This window comes from Desulfitobacterium sp. (assembly GCF_982384815.1).
The window spans coordinates 22,439-46,179 of record NZ_CEVWNY010000012.1; the positions used below are offsets into that span (position 1 = coordinate 22,439).

At 43.6% G+C, this 23,741-nt stretch carries 23 protein-coding genes and 1 pseudogene; 1 reads left to right on the forward strand and 23 read right to left on the reverse strand.

Annotated features, from left to right (window positions below):
* Positions 1-39: 39 nt before the first annotated feature.
* From AC1U9U_RS03765 to AC1U9U_RS03815, 11 genes are all read right to left on the reverse strand, one after another.
* Positions 40-738 carry a DUF1638 domain-containing protein gene (locus tag AC1U9U_RS03765; RefSeq protein WP_479959211.1) on the reverse strand — a complete coding sequence of 233 codons (699 nt, stop codon included), beginning with the start codon at positions 736-738 and terminating at the stop codon, positions 40-42.
* Between the two features lie 11 nt (positions 739-749).
* Positions 750-1,400, reverse strand: a complete 651-nt coding sequence (locus AC1U9U_RS03770; protein WP_479959212.1) for a cobalamin B12-binding domain-containing protein — start codon at positions 1,398-1,400, stop codon at positions 750-752.
* A 31-nt stretch (positions 1,401-1,431) separates the two neighbouring features.
* Positions 1,432-2,160: a GntR family transcriptional regulator gene (locus tag AC1U9U_RS03775; protein ID WP_479959213.1), complete on the reverse strand. Its 729-nt coding sequence runs from the start codon at positions 2,158-2,160 to the stop codon at positions 1,432-1,434.
* A 68-nt stretch (positions 2,161-2,228) separates the two neighbouring features.
* A complete protein-coding gene (locus tag AC1U9U_RS03780; RefSeq protein ID WP_479959214.1) occupies positions 2,229-3,344 on the reverse strand; it encodes a uroporphyrinogen decarboxylase family protein in 1,116 nt (371 codons plus the stop codon).
* Positions 3,345-3,386: 42 nt separating this feature from the next.
* Positions 3,387-4,190, reverse strand: coding sequence for a methyltetrahydrofolate cobalamin methyltransferase (locus AC1U9U_RS03785; protein WP_479959215.1), 804 nt, complete (start codon positions 4,188-4,190; stop codon positions 3,387-3,389).
* Between the two features lie 45 nt (positions 4,191-4,235).
* Positions 4,236-4,856, reverse strand: a complete 621-nt coding sequence (locus tag AC1U9U_RS03790; RefSeq protein WP_479959216.1) for a cobalamin B12-binding domain-containing protein — start codon at positions 4,854-4,856, stop codon at positions 4,236-4,238.
* Positions 4,857-5,121: 265 nt separating this feature from the next.
* The gene (locus AC1U9U_RS03795; protein WP_479959217.1) at positions 5,122-5,247 is read right to left on the reverse strand and encodes a hypothetical protein; all 126 of its coding nucleotides are present in this window, start codon (positions 5,245-5,247) and stop codon (positions 5,122-5,124) included.
* 652 nt (positions 5,248-5,899) lie between these two features.
* On the reverse strand, positions 5,900-6,112 hold the full coding sequence (locus tag AC1U9U_RS03800) for a Sec-independent protein translocase subunit TatA/TatB (RefSeq protein ID WP_479959218.1): 213 nt from the start codon (positions 6,110-6,112) through the stop codon (positions 5,900-5,902).
* Between the two features lie 174 nt (positions 6,113-6,286).
* Positions 6,287-8,179, reverse strand: a complete 1,893-nt coding sequence (locus tag AC1U9U_RS03805; RefSeq protein WP_479959219.1) for a putative ABC transporter permease subunit — start codon at positions 8,177-8,179, stop codon at positions 6,287-6,289.
* Positions 8,176-8,955 carry an ABC transporter ATP-binding protein gene (locus AC1U9U_RS03810; RefSeq protein ID WP_479959220.1) on the reverse strand — a complete coding sequence of 260 codons (780 nt, stop codon included), beginning with the start codon at positions 8,953-8,955 and terminating at the stop codon, positions 8,176-8,178. Before AC1U9U_RS03810 ends, AC1U9U_RS03805 begins: the two co-directional genes overlap by 4 nt.
* Positions 8,956-8,979: 24 nt before the next feature.
* Positions 8,980-9,777, reverse strand: a complete 798-nt coding sequence (locus AC1U9U_RS03815) for an SDR family NAD(P)-dependent oxidoreductase (protein ID WP_479959221.1) — start codon at positions 9,775-9,777, stop codon at positions 8,980-8,982.
* Positions 9,778-9,987: 210 nt separating this feature from the next.
* On the opposite strand from AC1U9U_RS03815, the gene AC1U9U_RS03820 reads away from it, so the two are divergent.
* Positions 9,988-10,593: a DUF2238 domain-containing protein gene (locus AC1U9U_RS03820; RefSeq protein WP_479959222.1), complete on the forward strand. Its 606-nt coding sequence runs from the start codon at positions 9,988-9,990 to the stop codon at positions 10,591-10,593.
* Positions 10,594-10,685: 92 nt separating this feature from the next.
* Here the strand turns inward: AC1U9U_RS03820 and AC1U9U_RS03825 are convergent, their stop codons facing one another.
* The 12 genes and pseudogenes from AC1U9U_RS03825 to AC1U9U_RS03880 form a co-directional block, all read right to left on the reverse strand.
* Complete coding sequence (locus AC1U9U_RS03825) at positions 10,686-11,624, reverse strand: nucleoside hydrolase (protein ID WP_479959223.1); 939 nt, start codon at positions 11,622-11,624, stop codon at positions 10,686-10,688.
* A 49-nt stretch (positions 11,625-11,673) separates the two neighbouring features.
* On the reverse strand, positions 11,674-12,768 hold the full coding sequence (locus AC1U9U_RS03830; protein ID WP_479959224.1) for an aminoglycoside phosphotransferase family protein: 1,095 nt from the start codon (positions 12,766-12,768) through the stop codon (positions 11,674-11,676).
* Between the two features lie 11 nt (positions 12,769-12,779).
* Positions 12,780-13,838, reverse strand: coding sequence for an ABC transporter ATP-binding protein (locus AC1U9U_RS03835; RefSeq protein WP_479959225.1), 1,059 nt, complete (start codon positions 13,836-13,838; stop codon positions 12,780-12,782).
* A gap of 39 nt (positions 13,839-13,877) precedes the next feature.
* On the reverse strand, positions 13,878-14,684 hold the full coding sequence (locus AC1U9U_RS03840; protein ID WP_479959226.1) for an ABC transporter permease: 807 nt from the start codon (positions 14,682-14,684) through the stop codon (positions 13,878-13,880).
* 30 nt (positions 14,685-14,714) lie between these two features.
* Positions 14,715-15,596 carry an ABC transporter permease gene (locus AC1U9U_RS03845; protein ID WP_479959227.1) on the reverse strand — a complete coding sequence of 294 codons (882 nt, stop codon included), beginning with the start codon at positions 15,594-15,596 and terminating at the stop codon, positions 14,715-14,717.
* Positions 15,586-16,839: an ABC transporter substrate-binding protein gene (locus tag AC1U9U_RS03850; RefSeq protein WP_479959228.1), complete on the reverse strand. Its 1,254-nt coding sequence runs from the start codon at positions 16,837-16,839 to the stop codon at positions 15,586-15,588. The genes AC1U9U_RS03845 and AC1U9U_RS03850 overlap by 11 nt, the downstream gene beginning before the upstream one ends.
* 38 nt (positions 16,840-16,877) lie before the next feature.
* Entirely contained in the window at positions 16,878-17,909 is a 1,032-nt protein-coding gene (locus tag AC1U9U_RS03855) for an NADH:flavin oxidoreductase (RefSeq protein ID WP_479959229.1), read from the reverse strand.
* A 28-nt stretch (positions 17,910-17,937) separates the two neighbouring features.
* On the reverse strand, positions 17,938-18,783 hold the full coding sequence (locus AC1U9U_RS03860) for a TIGR04282 family arsenosugar biosynthesis glycosyltransferase (RefSeq protein ID WP_479959230.1): 846 nt from the start codon (positions 18,781-18,783) through the stop codon (positions 17,938-17,940).
* Entirely contained in the window at positions 18,780-19,259 is a 480-nt protein-coding gene (locus AC1U9U_RS03865) for a GNAT family N-acetyltransferase (protein WP_479959235.1), read from the reverse strand. The genes AC1U9U_RS03860 and AC1U9U_RS03865 overlap by 4 nt, the downstream gene beginning before the upstream one ends.
* 366 nt (positions 19,260-19,625) lie before the next feature.
* A complete protein-coding gene (locus AC1U9U_RS03870; RefSeq protein ID WP_479959231.1) occupies positions 19,626-21,806 on the reverse strand; it encodes a molybdopterin-dependent oxidoreductase in 2,181 nt (726 codons plus the stop codon).
* Positions 21,803-23,116 (reverse strand): radical SAM protein, encoded by a 1,314-nt coding sequence (locus tag AC1U9U_RS03875; RefSeq protein WP_479959232.1) that lies wholly within the window; start codon positions 23,114-23,116, stop codon positions 21,803-21,805. The genes AC1U9U_RS03870 and AC1U9U_RS03875 overlap by 4 nt, the downstream gene beginning before the upstream one ends.
* Before the next feature lie 354 nt (positions 23,117-23,470).
* Positions 23,471-23,741 (reverse strand): annotated as a pseudogene (locus AC1U9U_RS03880) (hypothetical protein); the annotation flags it as partial.

Consider the following 23,741-nt stretch of genomic DNA (forward strand, 5'->3'; position numbering starts at 1 on the left):
TGCAAATACCTCATCCGAAATCCTCATCATTTTCAATAATTACGCAAAACTCATCAGGGTCTGTAACATTGGTTCCGAATTGTCAAGGCATAAATGGTTTAAGGTGATTGATTGTCCCGGAGAAACCACCACAAACTCATGATCCCATGGACCGGTAAGCAACTTTTTCAAAAGTCGTATGGAACCGGGTACAACCTGATGGTTCAATTTCAGGGTATTGGCAATCACTTGAGTTATCTCAAGAAAGTCTGAGACCTCATAAGCCCCTGTGTCGATGATCGCAAGACGGCGGTAATGATTGAGTATTTGCTTAAAAAGGCGTTCAGCTTTTTCCCGACCATAGCGTTTTATAGCGTATTGATATTCCTGCCAAATGTTATTTTCAAATTCCAGCCAACCTTTAGTTAGATAATAGGTACCCATTTCTTCGGATATCTTTCTTCTTGCCTGTTGAGAACCCAATAATAGGCTGATACAGTCATCTACCCGGGGGAAAACCAACTGGGAAAAAGGAGAGGTTAACCCTAGTAAGGAGTTACCACAATAACCAAAAGCCATTAATACCTGATCCACGTTAGAAATACGGTCAAGTTCCTGTTGTAGCCGCTTATTTAAAGTATCTGTGTAGAGATGCAAGCCGGATTCTACCCATAAAACCGGGTATTCACATCCAGTCTCTTCAATAGCTGTGTTGAGTTCGTCCTTTATTGTATGGCAAGCGATAATTATTGTCTTCATTTCAATCATCCTCAGGATATTTCTTGACGTTCCTTAATCTTGAAAAGGGAAGAACAAAGCTTAACTCCTTCCGAACAGTCCTTTACCCAATAGTCGGCCTTGGTAAATTGTCTTACCTGTTCGTTGACTAACCCCCCAATAATTACTTTTACCCCCGGTCTTAAACCTATTTTTTCGAGGGCCTGAACAGTTAAGCGCATAGAATCATAGGATTGGGTAATCAGCCCAGATAAGCAAACAATCGAAGCCCTGTGTTCAATGCAGGCTTCAGCAAATCTTTCCGGGGATACATCCACCCCTAAGTCGATGACATTAAAGCCATTGAAACGCAGTAAGCTTATCATCAGGTTTTTGCCAATATCATGAATATCCTTTTTCACAGTACCGAATAAGAGGGTCTTTGAAGGATTGACCCGTTTAGTGATATCCGTATTACCCGACACCAGACCAATAACATCATTAAATATTTCTGCCGACATCATAAGATCTGCCAAAAAATATTTTCCCTGGCCATATAAATTCCCAACTTGGGTCATTCCTTGGCGTGTTTCTTCAATGATTGTCATGGAATCTTTCCCACTGTTCATTTCCGACTGCGCTAGAGAAAGCACTTTATCGACATCAAGACGGGTTACCGCGGCAGCAAGCATACTTTCAACCATAATCGTACATCTCCCCTAATCCGAAGATCCTTTAACTGAAAAAGCTTCTTGTTGAAGCAGCGAGATGATACTTTTCCCCATGACAAACCATGATGGATAATCCTAATGGGATGTCATTTCTACCATAAACCAGTTGTTCAATCTTTAAGGCTGGAATTCCTGCCATTGCCTCTAATAATTCTGCTTCAACTTGGGGTAAGGGTACTGCGGTAATAGTAACTTGGTTACGCTCGGTTACGATCCCGGTATGGTTGGCCACTGCTTCGGGAAAGTCAGCATAATTGATTTCTTGTTCGACGAGGGGCTGACCCCTTTGATAAGTTAGATAACGGTCTTCTACCGCAGCAGGCTCATTGCCGACAAAGAGGAGTCTACGGAAGCGAATGAGCTTACTTTCCGGCTTAATACTAAGTAGTTGGGCAATCCTTTTTTCGGCAGAAACTATGTTGATGCCGAGAAATTTTATACTATCGTTGCTATTTGTACTTTTTAAATCATGATCCGAAAGCTTTAGTATAAGCTCATTTAGGTTAGGGCGAGCAACAAAACTTCCTTTACCTCGAAAAGATTCAATTAGCCCTTCCTCTATTAAAAGTCTTAAACCATTGCGCACAGTCATTTTACTAATACCGTATTGCTCACCTAATTGTGTTTCCGAGGGTAAGGCGTCTCCAGGTTTCAATTCCCCGGAAAAAATCTTTTCCTTTAGATCCTCAGCAAGTTGAAAATAAGCTGGGACAAATGATTCTCGAGTTTTCATAATGACCTTCTTCCTTAAGTAATGTAGACAAAGGCAGTAAAACTGCCTTTGTCCATTTTTAGCATCTTTTAGGATTTTACAGCTGCAACCATCGCTTGAACATTTTCTAATTTGGCATCAATCGGAATATCGCATCCCGAATGCAGAATGAAGCCGGTAGGACCGATTTCATCGATCAATTTTCGGCAGTATTTATGAACGTCATCGGGTGTACCCAGTGAAAGAAGAGATGCGGATACATCACCCATAATACACATAGTATCGCCTAAGATTTCTTTAGCCTTGAAGATGTCCGTCATACCATCAATTTCAAAGATGATCTTTCCTTTCGGGAAATCTTTGAAACGCGCTAAGTCACGGGTCCAGTCTGAATCAAAATGGAGAATGGGAGTAATTCCTGCATCAAGGACTTCATAAATTAGTTTTTCGTAATAAGGAAAAACAAAGCGATCCCACTGTTTCTGAGACAACATTTCACTAGCGGCCCGCCAGCCCCCTAGCCACATATAATTTGCTCCCAGATTCTTGCAATTAGGTATGCTTTGAGATGTCATATAGGGTAATGCAACGTCCATAGCAGCTTGAACTTTATCCGGTATTTTAAATAAGTCACGAACGAACTTACTGAAGGATCGTCCTCCACAAAACATTTCATATGGAATTGTCGTTATTGTACCGGCACCACCAGTCAATTGAGGTATACCGGCCTTTTTCCACATTTCCATAACTTTGGGGGCGTTTTGCGCATCAGCCATAATTAATGGAAGCATGTTAGAACCAAGACGTTCTTGTATATAGGACAAATGCCAATTAGGCCAGCCTTCAGCAACAATTCGGTCATAGTCTTCTTGCTTCATCAACTCTTGCTCTTCAATCTGCCATAATTCGTTCTCTGCAAGCTCTTCACCGGGCACCTTAACTTTACTTAGCCATATCAGGCCCAAACCATATTTAAACCAACTTCCATAGTCAACACCATCTGCTCCACCAACTTTTTCTACTGTTTCAATCATTGCCTGAGCAGAGATTAAGCTGCTGCTGGCATATTCAGCTACTGTCATATTCTGTACTCTAGCCGCAAAAGCCGAAAATTCAAGTATCACAGGAGTTCGATCTGTTTTCTCGAGAGCCACGGCCTTCGCAACTCTTTCTTTACGCTCTTGATATAACTTATCATTTGACATTTAATTCACTCCTAACTTTTACACAGTTTTGGAAATGCTATCTTAGATTTCGTCATAAAGACCACTCCGATAGGCATTGTTGTAGGCTCGACAGTGCCTATCCAAGCCAAGTAAGGCCATGGAACCCTTTAGAGATCCCAGCATTCCTTTATCCGTAGGGTTAAGTATATAGGCATCCATTCCGGCACTCATGGTTTGAACCATAAAAAGGCGGTTTAAGACTTTACGGGCAGGTAATCCGTAAGAAATATTACTTAAGCCACAGATCGTGTGAATCCCCGGATAATCCTCCATAATTTTTCGGATAACCGTTAATAAAATCTTTCCGGTTTTTTGGTCGGTACTTATGGGTGTCACCAGAGGGTCAATATAGATATCTGTCAAAGGAACTCCGGCTTGAGTAAGCTTGTTGATGATCTTATCCGCAATTCGCAAGCGATCCTCAAGTCCCTTTGGCATTCCTGCCCCTTCGATACAGAGTGCGATAGTTTTTGCCTTGTATTCCAAAACCAGAGGTAGCACACTCTGCCAACGCTCAGATTCATCGGAAATTGAGTTTATCATTGGCTGGCCGTTCTTAGCCCGCTTCAATCCTTCAGCTAAAGCTACTGCACTTGGACTATCAATGCTAAGGGGTAAGCCGGATACCGCTTGAATCGTATCAACAAGCCAGGCCATAGCCTCAAGTTCCTGTTCCACTAAACTACCACAATTGACATCCAGATAACTCGCCCCTGCCTCCTCCTGGGCCTTTGCCACTCTTTGAATAGTTTCGGCATCTCTATTTAAGACAGCGGTCTTAATTTCTGAACGACTAGTATTAATCAATTCGCCAACAATGAGCATTGGAGTGCCTCCTCTTCGATCCGATTTGCTAAATTTAATTGCTATTTAGGCAATAAATTTTTGGGCTACGTCCACAGCTTCTTGAGCACTCTTACAGACTGCATCTGCTTTAACATAGTCACATACTGTTTGATCCACCGGACCACCACCGATTAGAATCTTGAGATCCTTCCTCAATCCTGCTTTGTCAATCTCTTCAATAGCAGTCTTAATGTTTTCAAAGGCAGTGGTAAGTAGGCAAGAGAAACCAATTACTTTAGGTTGATGCTCTTTAATAGCTTCGATGAACTTTTCCGTAGGTACGTCGACCCCGAGATCGATGACATCAAAGCCGTTACATTTCATAACAGTACTGACGATATTTTTACCGATATCATGAATATCGCCATAGATGGTGCCTAAAACAAAAACACCTAGATCTGATTGATTTGTTCCGGATAGATCCTCAAGAGATTCAATGGCCTCATTGAAAATCTCTGCTGACATAATCAATTCTGAAAGAAAAAATTCTTTAGCCTCGTATTTTTGACCGACTGTTTGCATTCCCACCTGTAATTCCTGAATGATCTCTAGACCGGGAACGCCTTGTTCCTTTAACGCTTGTACTTCCGCTAAAACAGCATCCTCATCCAATTCGCCAAGTTTCTTAGCCAGTTCGCTCAACAAAATTACCCCCTTAAACAATTATAGGTGTATATACAAGTATACTTGTTGTTTTTATATTATATTTAATCTTCTAAATTGTAAAGATAATTATATCTACATTATGTTGTAATATTCGACTTTGTTCGTAGTTAGGAGGTGCTGCTTTGCTTATTAAATAGAAAAGCCATCTTCTTGAGGTACTTTTCAAGAGATGGCCTAGGTATTCCGCTTTAGTTATCCAAATATTGTTTTTTATAAACTTCAAAAACACTGTGGAAAATCGATTTTACTTCTTCTCTACCGCTTTTTCCTGGTAAGCAAAAGTTTTTGTAAACACTTCATCTATGTTGATCAATTGACCGATAGTGGCACCGGCTTTGAGCTTATCCTGGACAATATGTTCAGTTTCCAATAAGTTACGGGCTTTATCAAGGATTGCCTGAGCTTCTTCGCCTAAATAGCCAAAAAAGGCTTAGGAACATATACCCAACGGTTATCCTCCTAAGCCTTTCCATATAAGTCCCTTTACCTACCGCACCAGCGGTCCTTGCAATTTTCACACCCGGAGCCGCACTGGCTGTAGCTCGGGATCATGTCAAATTCCTTGGCCATGGCGATGGCAAGTTGGTTATCTTTCCCCAAGTTAGACACAATGCATTGGGAGTGGGCATAACAATTTCGTTCTGAACTATGTATCAATTGCCCACCCTTATTGCAAAATACGCATGTTTTATTTGAATCCATCCTCTGTATCTCCTTCTCAATCATCTATCTCTTGTTGCAATTATAGGTTGCTCAAGATGGTCTTTTAAATATAACATTCGTAAATATGGCAAAGCAATGGGCATATTTACCTAGCGTTTTAGCACTATGGACTTGACCTTTCCCGCAGCTCTCTTCTGAATAAGTCCTCCGGGAAGTATCGTCCCGGGCATTCGGTAGCTGCGCCGGGAATCTCTCGATGAAGCTCCACCTTTTGGTTAGATGCCACCTACTCAGTCAAAAAAACGGCTATCGCTTAATTTAAAGCCTTAGCCGTTTCGTCTATGTGATCTATTCGTTTACTATTTTTCCTCTTTATTATCCTCTTGTTTGTTTACGGTCTTTTCCTCACTAATAATCTCCGCGTCCACAGTGTTCATTTCTCTTCTAAAATTGTTGACACTTTTGCTCATGGCCTTGCCCACTTCGGGAAGCTTTCCTGGGCCAAAAATGAGTAGGGCAATAATCAGAACAATAATGGCTACAGTTGGAGAAATCATTCCAAAGGTTAGCATATCTTCACCTCAATTTCATGCTGAATACTCTTCACGTCATTATAGAATTCCCAAATATTAATCCCTCAATAATAGCAAATCATGTATTACCAAGCTTCTAATTTTATTATATAGTAGCTAATTCTAGAATACCAGAAAATAATCAAATATCGTAAGAGCTTACTTCCGCTGCAGCTACTTCTTCTTCTTTTTCTTACCTGTGACAATCTCCACTCGGAAGCCTTTGCGACTTTGGCGAACGGTGGCAGCCATAAAGCCAAAGAACATAGCTGCCCAGATACCGATGGTGACCAAAATGCCGGTAAGAACCCTCATAACCGTGGGCCAGAGCAAGGGACGGGTCAATAAATATAGTCCGTAAATTATCCCTGACCAGAAGCCTCCTTCATAAGTTACGGGGGGAAGTCCTTGAAGCACAACCACCAATTCATCCGGGCGGAATAGGTAGATAATCCCCACAGACAAAAAGAGCATAAATATCATGTTGATCAGATACATAAACAGGGAAGCTCCCGGCGAAATACGCTGTTGAGGACTATCAGGGTTAAAGCGACTATTGTTGATGGAGTAAAAAAGTCCAATACTGCTGGCACCCATGGAAAGGAAAACGGCTCCGAGAGCTAAAGCTAAAATCGCTTTTAGACTTAAGCCAATTGCTATGCCGGTTCCTGCTAATAAGGCTTCCATTAGGATCAAAGTGGGTAGTACCGCTGCGATTAGTTTTCCCCAAACCACCGGCCAGCCGGAGAGTGGGACGCTGTTCAAAAGCCAATCGGATTCTCCTTCGCGACCAAAGGATTGCAAGGCCATATTCCCGCTGAACATAATGGTATACATGACAAAAACCGTTACCAAAGAGCCTTGAGCCCCCGGATTAGCATCAAAAATATAGCGCGCAATGAAAAATGCCATGATAATTAAGGGCGTAAGATAGCCAAACCACTCTCTAGTATCCCGTTTTAGGTAAAGTAAGTCTTTTTTAGCCACAGCCCACATTCCATTTAAAGGGGAGGCTTTTGGCAGGATTTCATCCTGCATGGTAGCAAAGAATCCTAAAGACGCCTTTTCAGTTTGCCTCTGTTGACTTAGTTGGTTGAATTTCCTATCTTCGCTGTCTTTGCAACCTTTGCGTCCCCTCGACCGGCGGCGGCCCCCTTCACCCTGGCTTAGGGAGATAAAGCCTCTGCGAAATCCTCTCTCCAAGAGGGTGAAGGCCAGAATAAACATAAAAACCCCAAGGGCAAGAATCAAAATACTAAAACCCAGACCCTTAAGGAACTCTCCGGACATACCGGCCACTAAAGCTTGGGCACCCCAGCCCCAAGGAAAAAGGTTCATGAGACTTAACATCTGTTCATTTCCCGCCAGCCAAGCGGTATAATTAAATTCTCCCCCTCTCCCCATCATGATGGTGGGAATCTGAAAGAACAAAGCAATCATGATTCCTGCCAAAGCTCCGATGAAGCCAACAGCTTCTTTACTGCGATGAGGAGGAACAATCCGCATTACTATCAAATTAAGAAGCTCGGCAATAGCCGTGCCAAGGGTCATTAATCCCAGACCCACTAAGATAACAAGGAGATAAAACCACACTCCCGCTTGAAAGAATAGGCCATAGAAAATTCCCGGCAGGAACACGAAAAAGGCCGCTGCCACGAAATTACTCCCGATTACACTAAGAGACTTAACGGCAAAGACCGCTTTTAAGGAGACCGGTGCCATGAAGAGCAGCTCTAAATCTTCCGACATATAGAGAGCCGCAAAGGCAGCGGTAATACCAAAGAAGATCTGGCTAACTAAACCACCTAGAAAGATTAAGGAAAGAAAACCTTCTAAAACTTCATACGAGATCGATCCTAAGGCACCGAAGGCCATAACACCCAAAGAGGAGATCATACCTAAGATGGCAATAGCAACAATAAAAGTGGCGAAAATGACCCTTTTGGGACGATACCTTAGCTTATTCCAGGACACCCGTAGCTGGTTTTTCGACAAAAGCATAAAGTCCTGAAGAAAAGACTGGGTTTGGAGGGGTCCCTCTAAGGGAGGCGGTAAAAGGATTTTCACTGGTTATCCCCCTCCAGGCTTTTAATCAAATCTTCATTATCCTGACTACCTGTCAGCTCTAAGAAAATATCTTCTAAGCTATCCCCGCCATGGCCAACCTTCCGGCGCAATTCCTCAGGGCTGCCTTGAGCTATGAGTCTTCCCTTTTGCAGAATTCCTACCCTATGACACATTCTTTCCGCGATTTCTAAAATGTGAGTGGAAACAAGGACTGCCACACCCTGCTTAGCCAATTCCTGGAGGACATCCTTTAAGAGGCGGGCACTAGCCGGATCTAGTCCTACAGTAGGTTCATCCAAAAGAATGACCTTCGGCTGATGAATGAGGGCGGAGGCCAGCACAACTTTTTGCCGCATACCATGGGAGTAACCCTCCAAAAGTTCATCTGCCCGATCAAGTAAGCCAAACATCTCCATAAGCTGTTCGGCTCGCCTACGGGTTACCTCTTTAGGAACCTGATAAAGGTTCCCCATCAGCTGGAGAAATTCCCAGGCGGAGAGTTTACCATATAGTTTCGGCTGATCCGGGACATAAGCCATCAGGGATTTAGCTTGGGTGGACTGTTTGCGAATATCATAGCCACAGATCTCTGCTTCTCCCGCACTAGGCTCCATCAGACCGGTTAACATTTTAATAGTTGTAGTTTTACCTGCTCCATTGGGTCCGAGAAAGCCGAAGATTTCTCCTCCTTTAACTTCGAGATTAAGGTTATTTACCACAGGAACGTCACCGTAGCGTTTGGTTAATTGGTGGGTGCGAATTAAAACTTGATTCATAGATTATAGATTACTCCCTTCGGATTACTCGATTAATTTGCGTTTCTGAAATGGGTAGAGGGCAAAGCGTTTCATTGACTTCCATTTGTCTAACCAGACGATATGGGCATCATTTTTCTGATTAACAAGGATTTGCGGGATAAAGAAGGCGGCTACATCTTCAGGTTTATCGCCGAGGATATTAAATATTTTACGGAAAGATTCGCTTTTCAATACCGGAGATTTTTCTCCCCGAGGGGTCTTGGTGATAAAATCCGTCAACATCATGCCTGGGGAAAGGCGTCCCACTAATACAGGCTTGCCAGTAGAGGCAATTTCCTTAGCTAAGCCTTTAGTAAAATAGGTTAAGGCACATTTAGTGGTACCGTAAAGGATGGTTCTTAGTTGAATCATATTATTAGATCCCAGCCCCTCCATATTCCACAGCTGACCCTTACCTTGAGCAAGCATGTTTTTGACCGCCACTTGGGAAGCGTATATCATACCTTTGATATTGGTGTCGATGAGGTTATCAACATATTCGGGATCAGTATCGAAAGCCAATTCATAGGGAGTATTTTGTCCTGCGTTATTAATCCAGATATCCACAGCGCCCCATTTAGCAGCTGACTTCTGCCATAGGTTTTCCAGTTCCTCTTTCTTTTGTACATTGCAAGGTACATAAAGTACCTTATCCCCATATTGAGCCAACTCTTGCTTAACACCGGTCAGTGAAGCTTCATTTCGTCCGGAAACTGTGACTTTGCAGCCCGCTTTTAAGAACTCCTTTGCCATACATAAACCTAAACCTCGGGTACTTCCTGTGATAACAACAGTTTTCACTTGCTTACCCCCCTCAACAAATAGCATAATAGTAAAAGCAGGGTATTTGGGTGATTCCCTGCTCTTTCCCCTCAAACTGAATTAAATCACTCATCTAAGGAAATTATACCCACTATGAGGAATCTAAGCAAGAAAGCTGTTTAGATCAAGCAGCTCTCCAATTTAGAAGCTATTAAATTAAGTGCTTTTATTGAATGAAAGGAGTTAATAATGAAACAGAAACGACCTGTTGTCTTTTGGCTATACATTTTATTTAGTTTAACCGTAGTGCCTATGTTTTTTATCCATCTCGCTAACTTAAAATGGCTAGGGGCTGGAATGAGCGTGCTTACTCTTATTTTTATGTCCATCCCTTTTCGCTTGGAAGCTAAATATAATTTAAAGATCCCACGCAGCTTTCTTACAGTATTAATTATCTTCATTTATGCCTCCGTATTCCTGGGTACCGGCAACCGCTTTTACGACGTGTTTTGGTGGTGGGATAAAATGCTTCACGGATCATCAGGATATATTTTTGCCCATATGGGCTTCTTAATCCTCATGTTCCTCGATCCCAGCCAAAAGCAAGATATTCGTCCAGGTCGCATTTTGGCTGCCTTATTTGCCTTTTCCTTCTCCTTAGCCTGTGGAGGGGTCTGGGAGATCTACGAATTTTCCATGGACCAAACCTTCGGTACCCTTTATCAAGGCATTGGTATTGGCGATACAATGTGGGATGTGATTCTGGATGCCCTGGGTGCTTTGGTTTTTGCACTCGTCCTTTATTTTCAGAGAAGCCGTAAGTTTCAACCAATCATTAGGAAGGAAACCCGGTAAACGGATTAATTATAAAAGACCCAAGCAGAACTCACTATCGAGATCAGCTTGGGTTTTAGTTCCTTCGCTTACGCTCAGGATGAAATGGTATTTTAGTTGACGCTGAACTTAAAGCTCAGCCAAGCCCTATAGACCTCTTTTTTAAATGCTTCGATATTCCGTATTCTTGGCACACTAATTATTGTGCCTTCACTTTTGTCCAAGGGTTGTTTAAGCAGACCGATAGCCTGATCCTCACGAGTCGGTGCAAATGCCTGATAATCATCGATAAAAAGCCCAGGCTTCAATAAATATACTGCGGCTACTACATCCCAGTTATAAAAACCGTTTAAGCCATATTGGTTCATCATATACCCAAACCAGCAACAGCTTTTTTGTAAAATATATGCAGAAATAGGCAAACTGCTGGATTCTAAAATTTCAACGTACTCTTCCCAGCTAAAGTAGGCATCCAGGCAATTGTTAGCGGTAATGACAGAGACCTTCCCACCTTCCTTTAAAACCTGTTCTGAGGCCGCCGGATCAGATGACAAATTCAGTTCGTCCATTATTTTACCGTTGATATCCAGCTCTTGGGTGATCCCTCCCATAATCACAATCTCTTTTACTTTACGAAAGATTTCTCGATCTTTCCGATAAGCTCCCAAAAGATTGGTTAAAGATCCCGTCGCTAAAATAGAAATCTCATGGGGGTTTTCATTAACGGTTTGAACCAGAAAATCCACGGCTTCGCTTTCAAGTGCAGTATGAAGATTAGATTTCTGTGGACAACCTTTCAATACCGGTATTTCCTTTAGCCCTAGTTCTTCCTGCATTTTTTTGGTATTGGCGTAAACTGCCTCCAAAGTATTATTGCCATAGGTCGTAGTGATCCCACATAACTTAGAATTGCCTGCCCCCAGGAGATAGAGCAGGGCCAGCCCGTCATCTACGTCACAACCATCAATTCCCATGGTATTATCGCAGTCGAAGATGATTTTCTTCTGCTGGGGCATCTCTTGAGACACTGTTTTAGTTATAGCATAATTCATAGTTTACCACCTACTTCCTCTTTGGAACCTTATACGAAATGAAAGCTGACTAGTAAAATACTTCCGGAAAACATTTTTTGATAAAATCTTCTTCCAAATACAACTGTATTTTCGCGAAAGTCTCTCGATTGACCAAAGGACGCCCTGGTTTGGTGTATTCCGTCCAAGCCATGGCACACCAAGCTATAGCTCGGAGCAGATTAAAAAATTTAAAACTTTTTATCCGATCCCGCAAGGTTAGACCCAAGTCCTCTTGCCGGTAAAAATCTCTGTAAGCCAATACGTTACTCTGTTTGCCCAATTCTTTGAGTTGCTGCCCTTGGGAATAGGCCTTATAAGCCCGCAGATAGCTTTCAAGAAAGAGCTCCTCCTGCTCGGGGGTTAAAATAGTATCTCTCTTCCACAAAGTCGTGGTCGGTATCAAAAACATACTGAGATCTTGAGCCGGCTCCCCGTAGATGGGTTTTTCCCAGTCAATAAGATGACAGCTTCCCTGGGAGCGATTCACTATAAAGTTATGAGAATTAACCTCAGTGTTAATGACAGCCCGCCCAGGATTAGTCAGAAAATACCCTTCTTCTTTTCTTTTATCGTTACCGGCCCGCAAGACTTTTTCTAGGTATCTTTTTATTTGGGAATCCCCTCGCGAACATTCAAAATAGACTTTAAGCAGGGACCCGGCTTCTTTATAAATAACCGAGAAAGGCCCCTCTGCTTGAACTAAAAAGTCAGTACTTTCCTTCGGAAATGGAAGGCTATGAATTTTGGCAAAAGTCTCGGCGGCCATGACCAAGTCCCTAGTGTAATTTAATGGTTCACCGGGCAGGTATTCCATCACTAGGCAGCCATAAGGCACCTCCTGTTGCTGATCATCTAGGTATAAAGGAATGGGAGTGACTCCGGAATCTTGCAAAAGGCCCAAGGCCTGATACTCATAGCCAATCTGGTTAGCAAGATTCATTTGGCTACCGGTATTGAGACGAAAGACTAATTTCCTAGTTTCGGCTTGGAGCAGATAGTTCAGGTTATACTCACCTTGAGCGAGAAACTGCACATCAACCGGCCCTTGGATGCGAAGGGCTTCTTTGAATTCCGCTCTGTTCACATAAGCTCTAATCTTGCTTGTTAGTTGTTCATGCAGCATTATTTCCCCTCCTAACCGCAGGAATGCTTATCGCTGGCAACTTGCTTCTCATTAGTAAAGGATACTTGGGACCAATCGATATCCAGACTTACCTGATTGCCGATATCCAGATCGAAATAGTTATTGCCTCTGGCGATGAAGATCAGATTCCCAACAGCGATTTTTAAGATACCTTGGCCCCCAACGTATTTTTTCTCCAAGATAACCCCGGTGGGGCGATCAGTGCTGGGTCTAATGATTTTGATATGTTCAGAGCGAATACAAGCCTCCACTCTTCCTCCCCGTTTAAGGGCAGGTACTGTAAAACGATAGCTATCTGTCTGAAACTCTCCATTCCTTAAGAGACCGGGGATAAAGTTGCATTGGCCAAAAAGACCGGCCACCTCCCGAGTGGCCGGGTGGCGATAAATATTAATAGGTTGGTCTACTTGTAGGAGCTTCCCATAATACATGACCGCAATCCGGTCGGCCATCATCATCGCTTCATCACGATCATGGGTGACTAAAATGGTGGTCATCTGCAATTGCTTATGGAGCCGTAAAATGAGATCCCTTAACTCATCCCTTAACTTAGGGTCTAGGTTGGATAGGGGTTCATCCATTAACAGAACTTTAGGTTCCAGTGCCAAGGCCCGGGCCAAGGCCACCCGTTGCTGTTGTCCTCCTGATAGTTCTGAAGGATACCTTTTACCCAAATCCGGCAACTGCATTAGTTCCAAAAGTTCTTCCACTTTGGCAGCTCTTTTTTTACGGGGGACCTTTTGCATTTTCAAGCCAAAGGCGATATTTTCGGCTACGGTTAGATGAGGAAAAAGTAAATTATCCTGAAAGACCATCACTACATCCCGTTCTTCAGCCTTTTGTTTGGTAACCTCCACCCCATCAATCCAAATGCTGCCTTGATCAGGTGCGGTCAGTCCGGAGATAACACGGAGCAAAGTAGTCTTGCCACAGCCGGAGTGTCCCACCAGTGCTAAAAGCTCCTGATCGGCGATATCCATAGTTACCTGATCGACAGCCGGTTTCCCTGCATAGGATTTTGTGAGTCCGTTTAGAGTAATTTTCGGCATAGTATCTCCCCACTTTTGCAACAAATAATGTCTATTAGACTATAAGTAGTAGAAGTTTGTATCTTGGTCCGGATTGGCAACCATTTTTTCAATGATATACATAAAGATCAAGGAAGCAGCCACGATTATTAAGCCTAACCCCGAAGCAATCACTCGATCCCCGGAATTAATGAAGGGGAAAAGCAGAATGGGTAAGGTGAGGATTTTCCCCCCGCCAATTAGATAAGTTAAAAAGTATTGGCTAAAAGAGACATTAAACATAAGTACCCCGGCGGAAATAAGACCTGGATATAGAAAAGGTAAAGTGACATACCAGAAGCGCTGCCAAGGCTTAGCCTTGAGCACTTTGGCCTGTTCCTCCCATTTTGTTCCCAGTGCCTTATAAATGCTGGCGAAGATTCGAATCCCATAAGGCAGAGCTACAGGCAAATGAACTAAAATTACCCCGAGGATTGTATCGGTTAGACCATAGCGAATAAAAACAATTTGGATTCCCATACCCACGGTAATAGTAGGTATAATCAAAGGAGCTAAAACGATGATTTCCACGATACGTTTGCCTTTAAATTCATAGAGCCCTAGGGCTTTGCCGGCTGGGATGCTAAAGATTATGGCCAAAGCAGTAACTGCGAGAGAAATCAAGGTGCTAGTCCCGAGACTGGAGAGCATCTTGCTTTCCGGAGAAAAAAGGTACCCCCAGCCTCTTAATCCGAAGTCTTTAGGGAAAAGGGCATTGGCATCCCAGCCCTGGCTAATGGACCAAACCACCAGGACCAGAAAAGGAAAAACAATGGCCATCAGGATTGCTAAATTGATTATGGATCGCAAGGGTTTTAAGTTCCACATATTCACCTCTATGATTACTGGACAGCTCCTCTAACTCCACTTCTTCAGATACTTGCGCATAGATAGATAATAGATGAAGATCAGCAGCGTGCAGACTAAGGAAACTATCATATTAATTACCATGGCGATGGGACGTGCTGATAAATCCACTGAGATAAAATTCAAGTAAGCCCAGACGGGTAAGGTCTTAGGATAGGTGGCTCCTAAAAGATAAGGGATTTCAAAAGCCCCAAAGGAAAAAGCAAAGACAATGGCCGATGCAGAAATGATGCTGGGCATACTTAAGGGCAGAATCACATGAAGAAAAACTTGCCGGGGGGAGGCTTTAAGATTGGCCGCTACTTCCCCTAATTTAGTATGGATGTTGCGCATAACCGTATAAACCATAAAGGTAACAAAGGGGACTTCTTTCCAAATATAAATCAAAATGATACCGATAGCATTTTGGGTATAAAAAATAGCAGGAAATGAACCAGTATCCGTTATTAAACCAATCTTTAAAAATAAGCGGGAAATAACTCCTCCTTGAGAAAGAATAAAAACGAGCATCAAAGCAGCCACCAGATGGGGAACGGCAATAGGCACTTTATAGAGAAAAGCAATAATGCGACTCTGTTGAGCATTTTTTAAGAAATAGTAAGCTAATAAGGTTCCGAATACTGTTGCTATAGCTGTGGAAATTAAGGAAATATGGAAGGTGTATTTTAAGGATGCGAGGAACTCCGGATCTTGAAAGACTTCCTTATAGTACTGAAGAGACAACTCCTCCAGGCCAATGACAGGAAAATACCCCAAACTTTGCACAAAGGCAATCAGGAATCCTCCCAAGAAGAAAAATAAGATTACAGCCAAAGCCGGGGCTAAGTAGAGATACCCTTTCAGGGTATCTCTACTCCTGTGCTTACTTAACATTTTGCACGACTCTCTTTTTCCAGAGCTCTTCGATCACCGGGATATAACCTGCGGCAATTTCCGGTAGGCTGTGGCTTTGGAGTTCTTCTGGGGATAGAGTGGCAATCCCTTGATCGATGGCTTCAAGGTTAGTAATTGCCTCCCTTTCCAGTTTGGTTAGGTCAAGAGCAATTAAGTCTCCCCAATTAATTGGTTCATACTTACTTAATTGCGCATCAGGACTCAAAAGGAAGTTAGCTACCGCCATGGCCCCTTCTTTATTAGGTGCATTAAAAGGAATGGCTAAAAAGTGTGTGTTACCGATGGTTCCGTTATCCCAGACATAGGTGCGAACTGTGTCCGGCAAAAGTCCCTGTTCAATCATACTGGAGATTAAGGCTGGGCTATAGGTCATGGTAATATCTACTTCACCGTCTTGGAACATTTGATGTAAACCACCTACTGTGGGGGGGTAAGTTTTCCCTTCACGCCATAGATAACTCTTCATTTCGTCGAAATAAGCCCATAATGGTTCTAATTGAGTGTCCATAGCTGCCTGATCTACTTCTTCCGTATACGGGAATGCCTCATAACCGCCGCAAAGCTCATACATTAGGTGACGGACAAAAACACTGCCGGTAAAATCGGGAAGCTCTGGGTAAGTGAAGCGTCCGGGATTTTCCTTGACCCACTCCAGAAGTTCGGCTGCGGATTTCGGTGGTTCTTGGATCTTAGCAGTATCATAAGCAAAGACGAATTGGGCTTTTCCCCAAGGAACTTCATAGCCTTCCGCAGGGTAACCAAAGTCAAAAGCAATATCAGGGGCTGTTTGATCCACATATGCTTGGTAATTAGGAATTTTTTCGGCAAAGGGTCCCCAGAGTAAACCAGCTTGCCGGGCAGTACGGAAATTCTCCCCGTTAATCCATAAGAGATCGATAGTTCCTTCATTTTTTCCCGCTTGCTTCTCCCCAAGGAGTTTGTTGAGATATTCATCAGGCCCCATGGGAACGCGGTTAACCGTAATTCCATACAGCTCTTTCATGTTCTGAGCTACATAGTTATCCACCCAGGAGTTGGTGAGTTCATCACCGCCCCACATATAGAAGTTAACGGTCTTCCCTTTGGCATCAGCTAAGACTGTTTCCCAGTCTTTATCCGAAGGATTAGTCTTAACCCCTGTTGTACCACTAGAGCCTACGCAACCAGTCAGGACTAGGCCGATTATCACCAGCATAACTAAACAAAGTCTTTTGGCTTTCATAATATTTTCCACTCCTAATGGCTTTAATGTCTTCCTAGTTAGATTGCTTTATAGGGATGCTCACCAGAGCCCATCTTGATCCATTCTTTATAGGCCCATTCATTTTCTTTCAACAGAGCACGCCCTATACCAACAAAATCTGCGGCTCCCTTAGCGATTATTTCATTGGCCTTATTCCCTGTTTTGATCCCACCTGTGACTATTACCGGGATATTAACATGAGGCCTGATGGCTTCCCCCATGTAGGCGAAAAACCCTTCGGTTCCATTTAGTAGATAACCAGAGATTCCCCCAGAGAGATCAAGACAATCTACGCCGGCCGTTTCCAAGGCTTGAGCTGCAAGGATGCTATCTTCTAAGGTCGTACCGCCGGGCAAACGGTCATCGGCCCCCAGTCGGTAAAAGATTGGCATATTCTTACCTACTGCCCGCCTTACTTTCTTAACCACTTCGATAGGAAAGGTTAACCGCCTCACCAAAGATCCCCCATACTCATCATGGCGAATGTTAGTTAAGGGAGAATAATACTGATTGAGCAAGTAGCCGTGGGCACCATGGATCTCAACAAAGTCAAATCCTGCTTTTTGAGCCCTACGGGCTGCCCGGGCAAAATCCATGACGATATCCTTCATACTATCATTATCTAACTTTTTAGGTAGAACCCGATAGGTATGTTTATCCCTACCGCCAAAGCGGCTAAGATATTGGGATTGAATACTGGAAGGACCACAAGGATAATCTAGGGCTCTCGCCCCAGCATGGCTGATTTGGATTCCAACAGCTACACCTTGCTCATGAATCTCAGCTGCAAGATGCTCCAGCCCGGGAATCAAAGAATCATCATAGATTCCTAACTGACATGGATGGGCTTTTCCTTCGGGGTTAACATAGGTATGCTCAATAATCATCATTCCTACCCCACGGGTCCGCATCCGATAATGCTCTATTACTTTATGGGTTATTGCTCCCTGCTCTGTGGCGATATCCAAGGCCATGGGAGCCATTACTATGCGGTTTTTAAGTTTTAAATCCTTAATTTGATAAGGAGTAAATAACGGTAATATATCCATCACCCCCATACCTTAAAGGCTTTTTTATTTAAGCTTGTTTCTTTTCCGGTGGTAAAGCGACAGATTCAATGCCCATCTCGTTCAAGATATTAATAGTTCTGCGGGGTACCACCAGGGAATCGTCGAATTTAGCAGCATGCTCGATGACCCTTAACATTGGCAGTTGACTAGCAAGATCTACGGGAATGTCGATATCAGGAACTTGTTCAACATAAGCCAAAGGAAGATCTTCCTCGGCAGCTTTGGCGGCCAGCATATCCAAGGCAGTGATTCCGTTCTTGTTATAGAAAACGGAGTAGTAGTCGAATTTAGTGGTACAGGTCTGTCCTACAATTGAGAAACCGCCTTCCTGGCAAGATCCCTCTACTAAAGCTGCTCCGATATAGGCTCCATCTTGGGCTTGGATTTTACTCAAGGCGACCTTTTGGCCTGCTTCGCTCTTGCTTAATACCTCGAGTTTATTGAGCGCATCCTTGAGGATATAGGGTTGGAGGGTGGGCAAGTCTCCCCCACTGATTAAGATAGCATCTGCTAAACGTTCCTCGGACCCTGACTTCAGAATATAGTCAGAAGCATATTGCATGCACTCATCAAAGGTTCCGCCCTGATCTGAGAAGACCCCAGCGATTTTTTCCGGATGGTTAACTTGGGTCAAAAGGTTGTCTAAATAAGCACGATCTCCTTCTTGGTTATAGCAAATCCAGAAGTCCGCTTCTTTAACAGCCAGACAGACATCGATCACATCCAGTAAGCAGGCCTCATAAAACTTAGTGGCCTCTTCATAAGTTAAGATTCCTCCCCGAGCTTCGGTTAAACGTGTCTTGCAGTCCCCGACTCTAGGCACTTTTGTAAATACTAATATTGCTTTTTTCATTTATCTTTCCCTCCAAAATAAATCATCGGCACCGGTTGGCAGTCGTCGCAATTGGGACATTCCTCACATTGGTCCCCGCACCACTCCGGTATTTCCTCTAAAGTACAGGGTACAAATCCCATCTTAAGGTAAAAGCCCAGGGCATAACCACGAGCTAAAGTTGAGACAGAATAACCTTCTAGAGTCTCTTGTTCGGTTAGAGGATATTTGCAGCATTCCCACGGATTTTTTAGAATGTAACTGAGAAGAAATCTTCCTGCCCCTTGGGAGCGGAGATCTGACCTTACCCCGATGACTTCCAAAAAAAACTGACCATCATCAAACTCGGAAATCTTGGCTACGGCCATAATCCCTCGTTCCTCTTTTACTACCATTACTTCACTGATATCGCCAGGTACACCCATCTCATACTCGGTTAAGATTTCAAAGATTTGGTCTTCATCCCGGCATTCTCCGAAGCCAATTGTTAAAGCCATGTTTTGCAATTTAACCCTCCTTCGTTGTAATGAATCTTACTGCATAACTAGCTTTTAACTGAAATTCTAATTATTAATGTGGTCTCTCGTTTATTGCTATTGCAAGATTCGTGCCACTCTCGGAAAGAGCTAGATTTACACTAAATACCCATTTTCACGTATCCATAGATTCTGATTTTAACTTCCTGAATTCCATTTTGGAGAAAAATAATTTCATTTTGACATAAACTATATTGGAAAATCTTATTTACAAATGGAATTATAAAGAGATCTTGCGCCTCAATTCACATGTGTGGTTTGTAAAAGAATCTTTGCAAAGCGGCATGGGAGTCTGATTAGCTAACAAAAGATTTAACAACTTTTTTCTTAGGCCTTTCTAAGTCGACAGGGACTACCATTATAGGTCCAGGTCCCAATCAGCGGGTCGGAAGTTTCAAAATCACCACTGGTGAGAAGGTTGGCATTAGAGAGCCAGATTCCTCCCAGCTCCGGTTCAGCGGCTTTGGCTTCAGGATACCACCAACCATATTCCACGCTGACAACATTATCGCACATGGAGATAAATTTTGTCATGAATCGTGCTTTGCCCCGCTCTGTCTCTACATAGACAAAACATCCTTCCTCCAGACCAAGTTTTCTACCGGTCTCTGCACTCATCTCAACTATCGGTTCCGGATGCATACGTCTAAATCTCTCTAGTTGGTGGTAACTGGAAGCATAATATGGCTGGAATCTGGCCCCGGTCATCAAGAGCAATGGATAATCCCCATTGACTTGCGGAAAGTGTCGTGGCTTTGGCAGAGGGTCCTCGTCCATTGATGCAAGCAATTCACTGAAGATTTCTACCTTCCCGCTCATGGTCGCAAAACCTTGAGGGTTTCCACAATTATCCTGCTCCAGAAACTTAAAGTAATTATTTTCTGTACTGTATAACCCAGTTTGGCAAAACTCCTCCCAAGTGATTCCAAGGGGGGATAAACTGTATCCCAAGGCCTCTTGATAAGTTTCCCAGGGCCAATCCTTTGCTTGGCCCAGCCTCACACCGAGTTCCCGCCAGAAATAATAATCCGGCTTCCGCTCGTAATAAGGTTCAACGGCCTGATCCCCTCCGTAGGCAATATTAGCCACTCCCGCTTTAGTCTCGAGAAGGGGACGCTCCAAAACTCCGGCACTAGGTAGTATATAATCCGCCAACATGGAGGTAGGAGTCTCGAACAGCTCCAAAACCACCAGTAGATCTAAACTCTTCAAAGCTTGGTAAATCAAGTGGGTATCAGCTTGGGTCAGGAGGGGGTTAGAGGCCATGACAATCATGGCACGAATAGGATAAGGTTCTCCATTTAGCATCGCTTTCCATACTCGGTTGGGGTGAGCAGAGGTCATATAGCGCATGGGGAGCCGTTTATTGTGCTTCATGCTTTGCTCGCGAACCTTGCTGTATCCCTCATAGGACTGAAGTTTTAGTTTTTCCTGATTAACCGAGCGGGGACCGGCAGCGGCAAAGGATTCACTGAGTTCAAGGTCTAATTCCGGGTAAAAATCCGGCATTTCGCTTAAATGGGAAGCCCCCGGCAGATCCAGATTACCGGTAATGGCCCTCAAGATAGCAAGCGCACGGTGGGCAGGAAAACTATTCAACCCCAGCTGGTCGATTCCTCTGCCGCTATACAAGCAAGATGGGGTACTTAGTGCATACAAACGGGCGGCTTTAATCACATCCTCCGCTTTTACCCCGGTGATTTCTTCCACATAAGCTGGGGTATAAGTAGAAAGATGTTCTTCTAACTGATCAAAACCATGGCACCAGTTAGTCACGAAATCTTCATCATATAATTTTTCCTCAACAATTACATGTAACAGACCCAAGGCCAATACCACATCAGTGCCCGGTCGCAGCGGGAGCCAGAGGCTTGCTTCCCTGGCTGTTTCCGTGTAACGGGGATCGACCACGATCAAGGGTTTTCCCCGCCGTTTAAATTCCTTAACTGTATGCCAGAACAAGGAGTTATCCGAATGAGCAGGATTTACCCCCCAAAGAATCGCACATTCGGTCAGCTCGGGATCTAATTCCATATCCACCGGCCAGCCATAAGTGATAGTATTGACCCAAATCCCCGGATTCCAGCAAATCTGACCAATCCCCACATTATTGGGACTGCCGAATAGGGACAAGAAGCGATGCAAGGGCCAAAAGGTCGTATGGGGACCGGCGATACTGGTAGCCAGGACTTCAGGGCCGTATTGCTCTTTTAAGGCTTGAAGTTTTTCAGCAATTTCAGCCAGGGCCTGCTCCCAGGATATTCGCTCCCACCGGCCGCTTCCCCGTTCCCCTACCCGCTTTAAAGGGTAATTGATCCGCTTAGGATGATCCATTACTTCCGGGATCATGGGCCAGCGTTTGCAACCACGCAAAACTTCATCATTATTAGGAAAGCGCGTTGCATCAGGCTGAACTTTACGCACTTTGCCATCCTCTATAGTGGCGGTTAGCCCACATTGATATCCGCAAAAACGACAGTTGGTTGGAACAGTTTTTCTTTCAATCATAAGTCTTCACCTGTCTGATTTATTTCCTTCAGTTTTTTACCATTTATATTAGTCAATTGATAACCGCAAAAAGGAGTTAAGCCGCCTCCTTTTCCCGCAACAATCATGCTGCACTCCCGAAGTTTCTTCAGATCCATATTTCCTGCATCAATATAGTTTTCAATTAGGATGGTCAATCCCGGTTCGAGCTCCGGATACTTCAGTCCGGCAATATCGGCAAAAACCGAACCTTGAGGGCTTTGCGGATTAAAATTCTCTATATATTCTTCGATAGTAAGGCGCCTGGAAAGGGACTGAATCCCCCCTTGATCTTCTACTAAGTAAGTAGATGTGGAGCAAAGAGGATTTGAGCAACCCAAAGGCCAAAAGTCCGAGGGCTCAATTATTCCCTTACTTTGCTCAGCGAGCATAAAGATCACATCGCCCATGGTCAATCTTTTAAGCAAAGGCACATCAAAACGCCCGGAACCAAAGGCCGGTTGATAGGCGATCCCTACGATCACATCCCTGTTTTCTAAGGCGAAATCCAGCACTTGTCCCATTTGGTTTTCATTGATTCCTTCGATTACCGTCATCGCTAAAACTACCTGAACACCGGCCTCACGGCAGTTTTCAATGGCTTTCAGCTTGATTGGCAAAAGGTTCCGACCACGTATTTGCTCATAGACTTCTCCCGTCATACCGTCAAATTGCAGATAGATGCCGCTAATTCCCGCCTCAGCCAGGTCTTTGATATAATCTAAATCCTGACCAATTACTACCCCATTGGTATTGACTTCAATGGCTTGAAAACCAATTTCTCTTCCTAAGCGAACGATGTCTGCCAAATCCTTACGAGTAGTTGGTTCTCCCCCTGTTAATTGGATGCTGGTATCGGGACTTGTATACTTAAGAATATATCGATATTTTTCCGCTATTGCAGCTAAATCCGGATTAGGGTCGGGGCGGAAATCATTGGCCGCCATAAAACATACCGGGCAACGGAGATTGCAGCCTTCAGTCACCTCGATTTCTACTAAGGTTGGATGGCGCAGATGGGCCTCACATAACCCACAGTCACTTGGGCACCCGTCCTTAGCAGAAATCGGAGAATGAGGGGGAATAGCCGGTAATTTTAACTGACTCATCCATTGATAATGCTCCACATCCGGCCACAGATAGGAGGTATAGGCTCCATGCTGTGGACAGGTTTTTTCCATATAAACAGCCTGGTCGCGAACCACGATTTGGGCCTTAATGACCTTTAGACAGATCGGACAAACGCTCTGTGTATGATCAAGAATCATACCATCTTCCCATTGCTGCCTCATTATAATTTCCTCCATTTTCCGATCTAGTTATTTTCATCACTTAAAACCTTATATTCCTTGAAAATTAGCTGGAACCATAATTACTAACTATATTCTTGAAAACTTATACTTTCAAATTAGACTCCCATGCCACATGTGGCGCCATCGAAAGGATGAAAAAAGTACTTATGGGTCAGGATACTTCACTGCGTTCAGCATGACATAGCGCGGTGTCATCCTGAGCATAAGCGAAGGATCTTTTTCAGGATAGACTAGAAAGAGGCTCCTGGATTTTACCCCGTGAAAGCCTCTTATTGACATTCAAATTGTTTACTTTAGAGAGTAATCAAATCTCCTTTCGTTTGATCTTTTTACTTATAGGTTTGGCAGATTAATATCAATCTTTTCACCGTAGTCTTTAAAATCCATCATCAAAGACATTAACTGCTTATCAGTCTTACTTTTGGCTTCAATAATCACTCGGTGAATCAGTTTATCTCCTTTACCGATAAACACAATGTAAGAAAAGTCAGTCCATCCGCTCTCCATGATCTGATTTTGGATCGTGGGGTTGAATTTTATTACCCAATGTTTAACATCGTTGAGTTTTTCTTGACCCTGAAGCACCACCTCACCGTACTCTTTA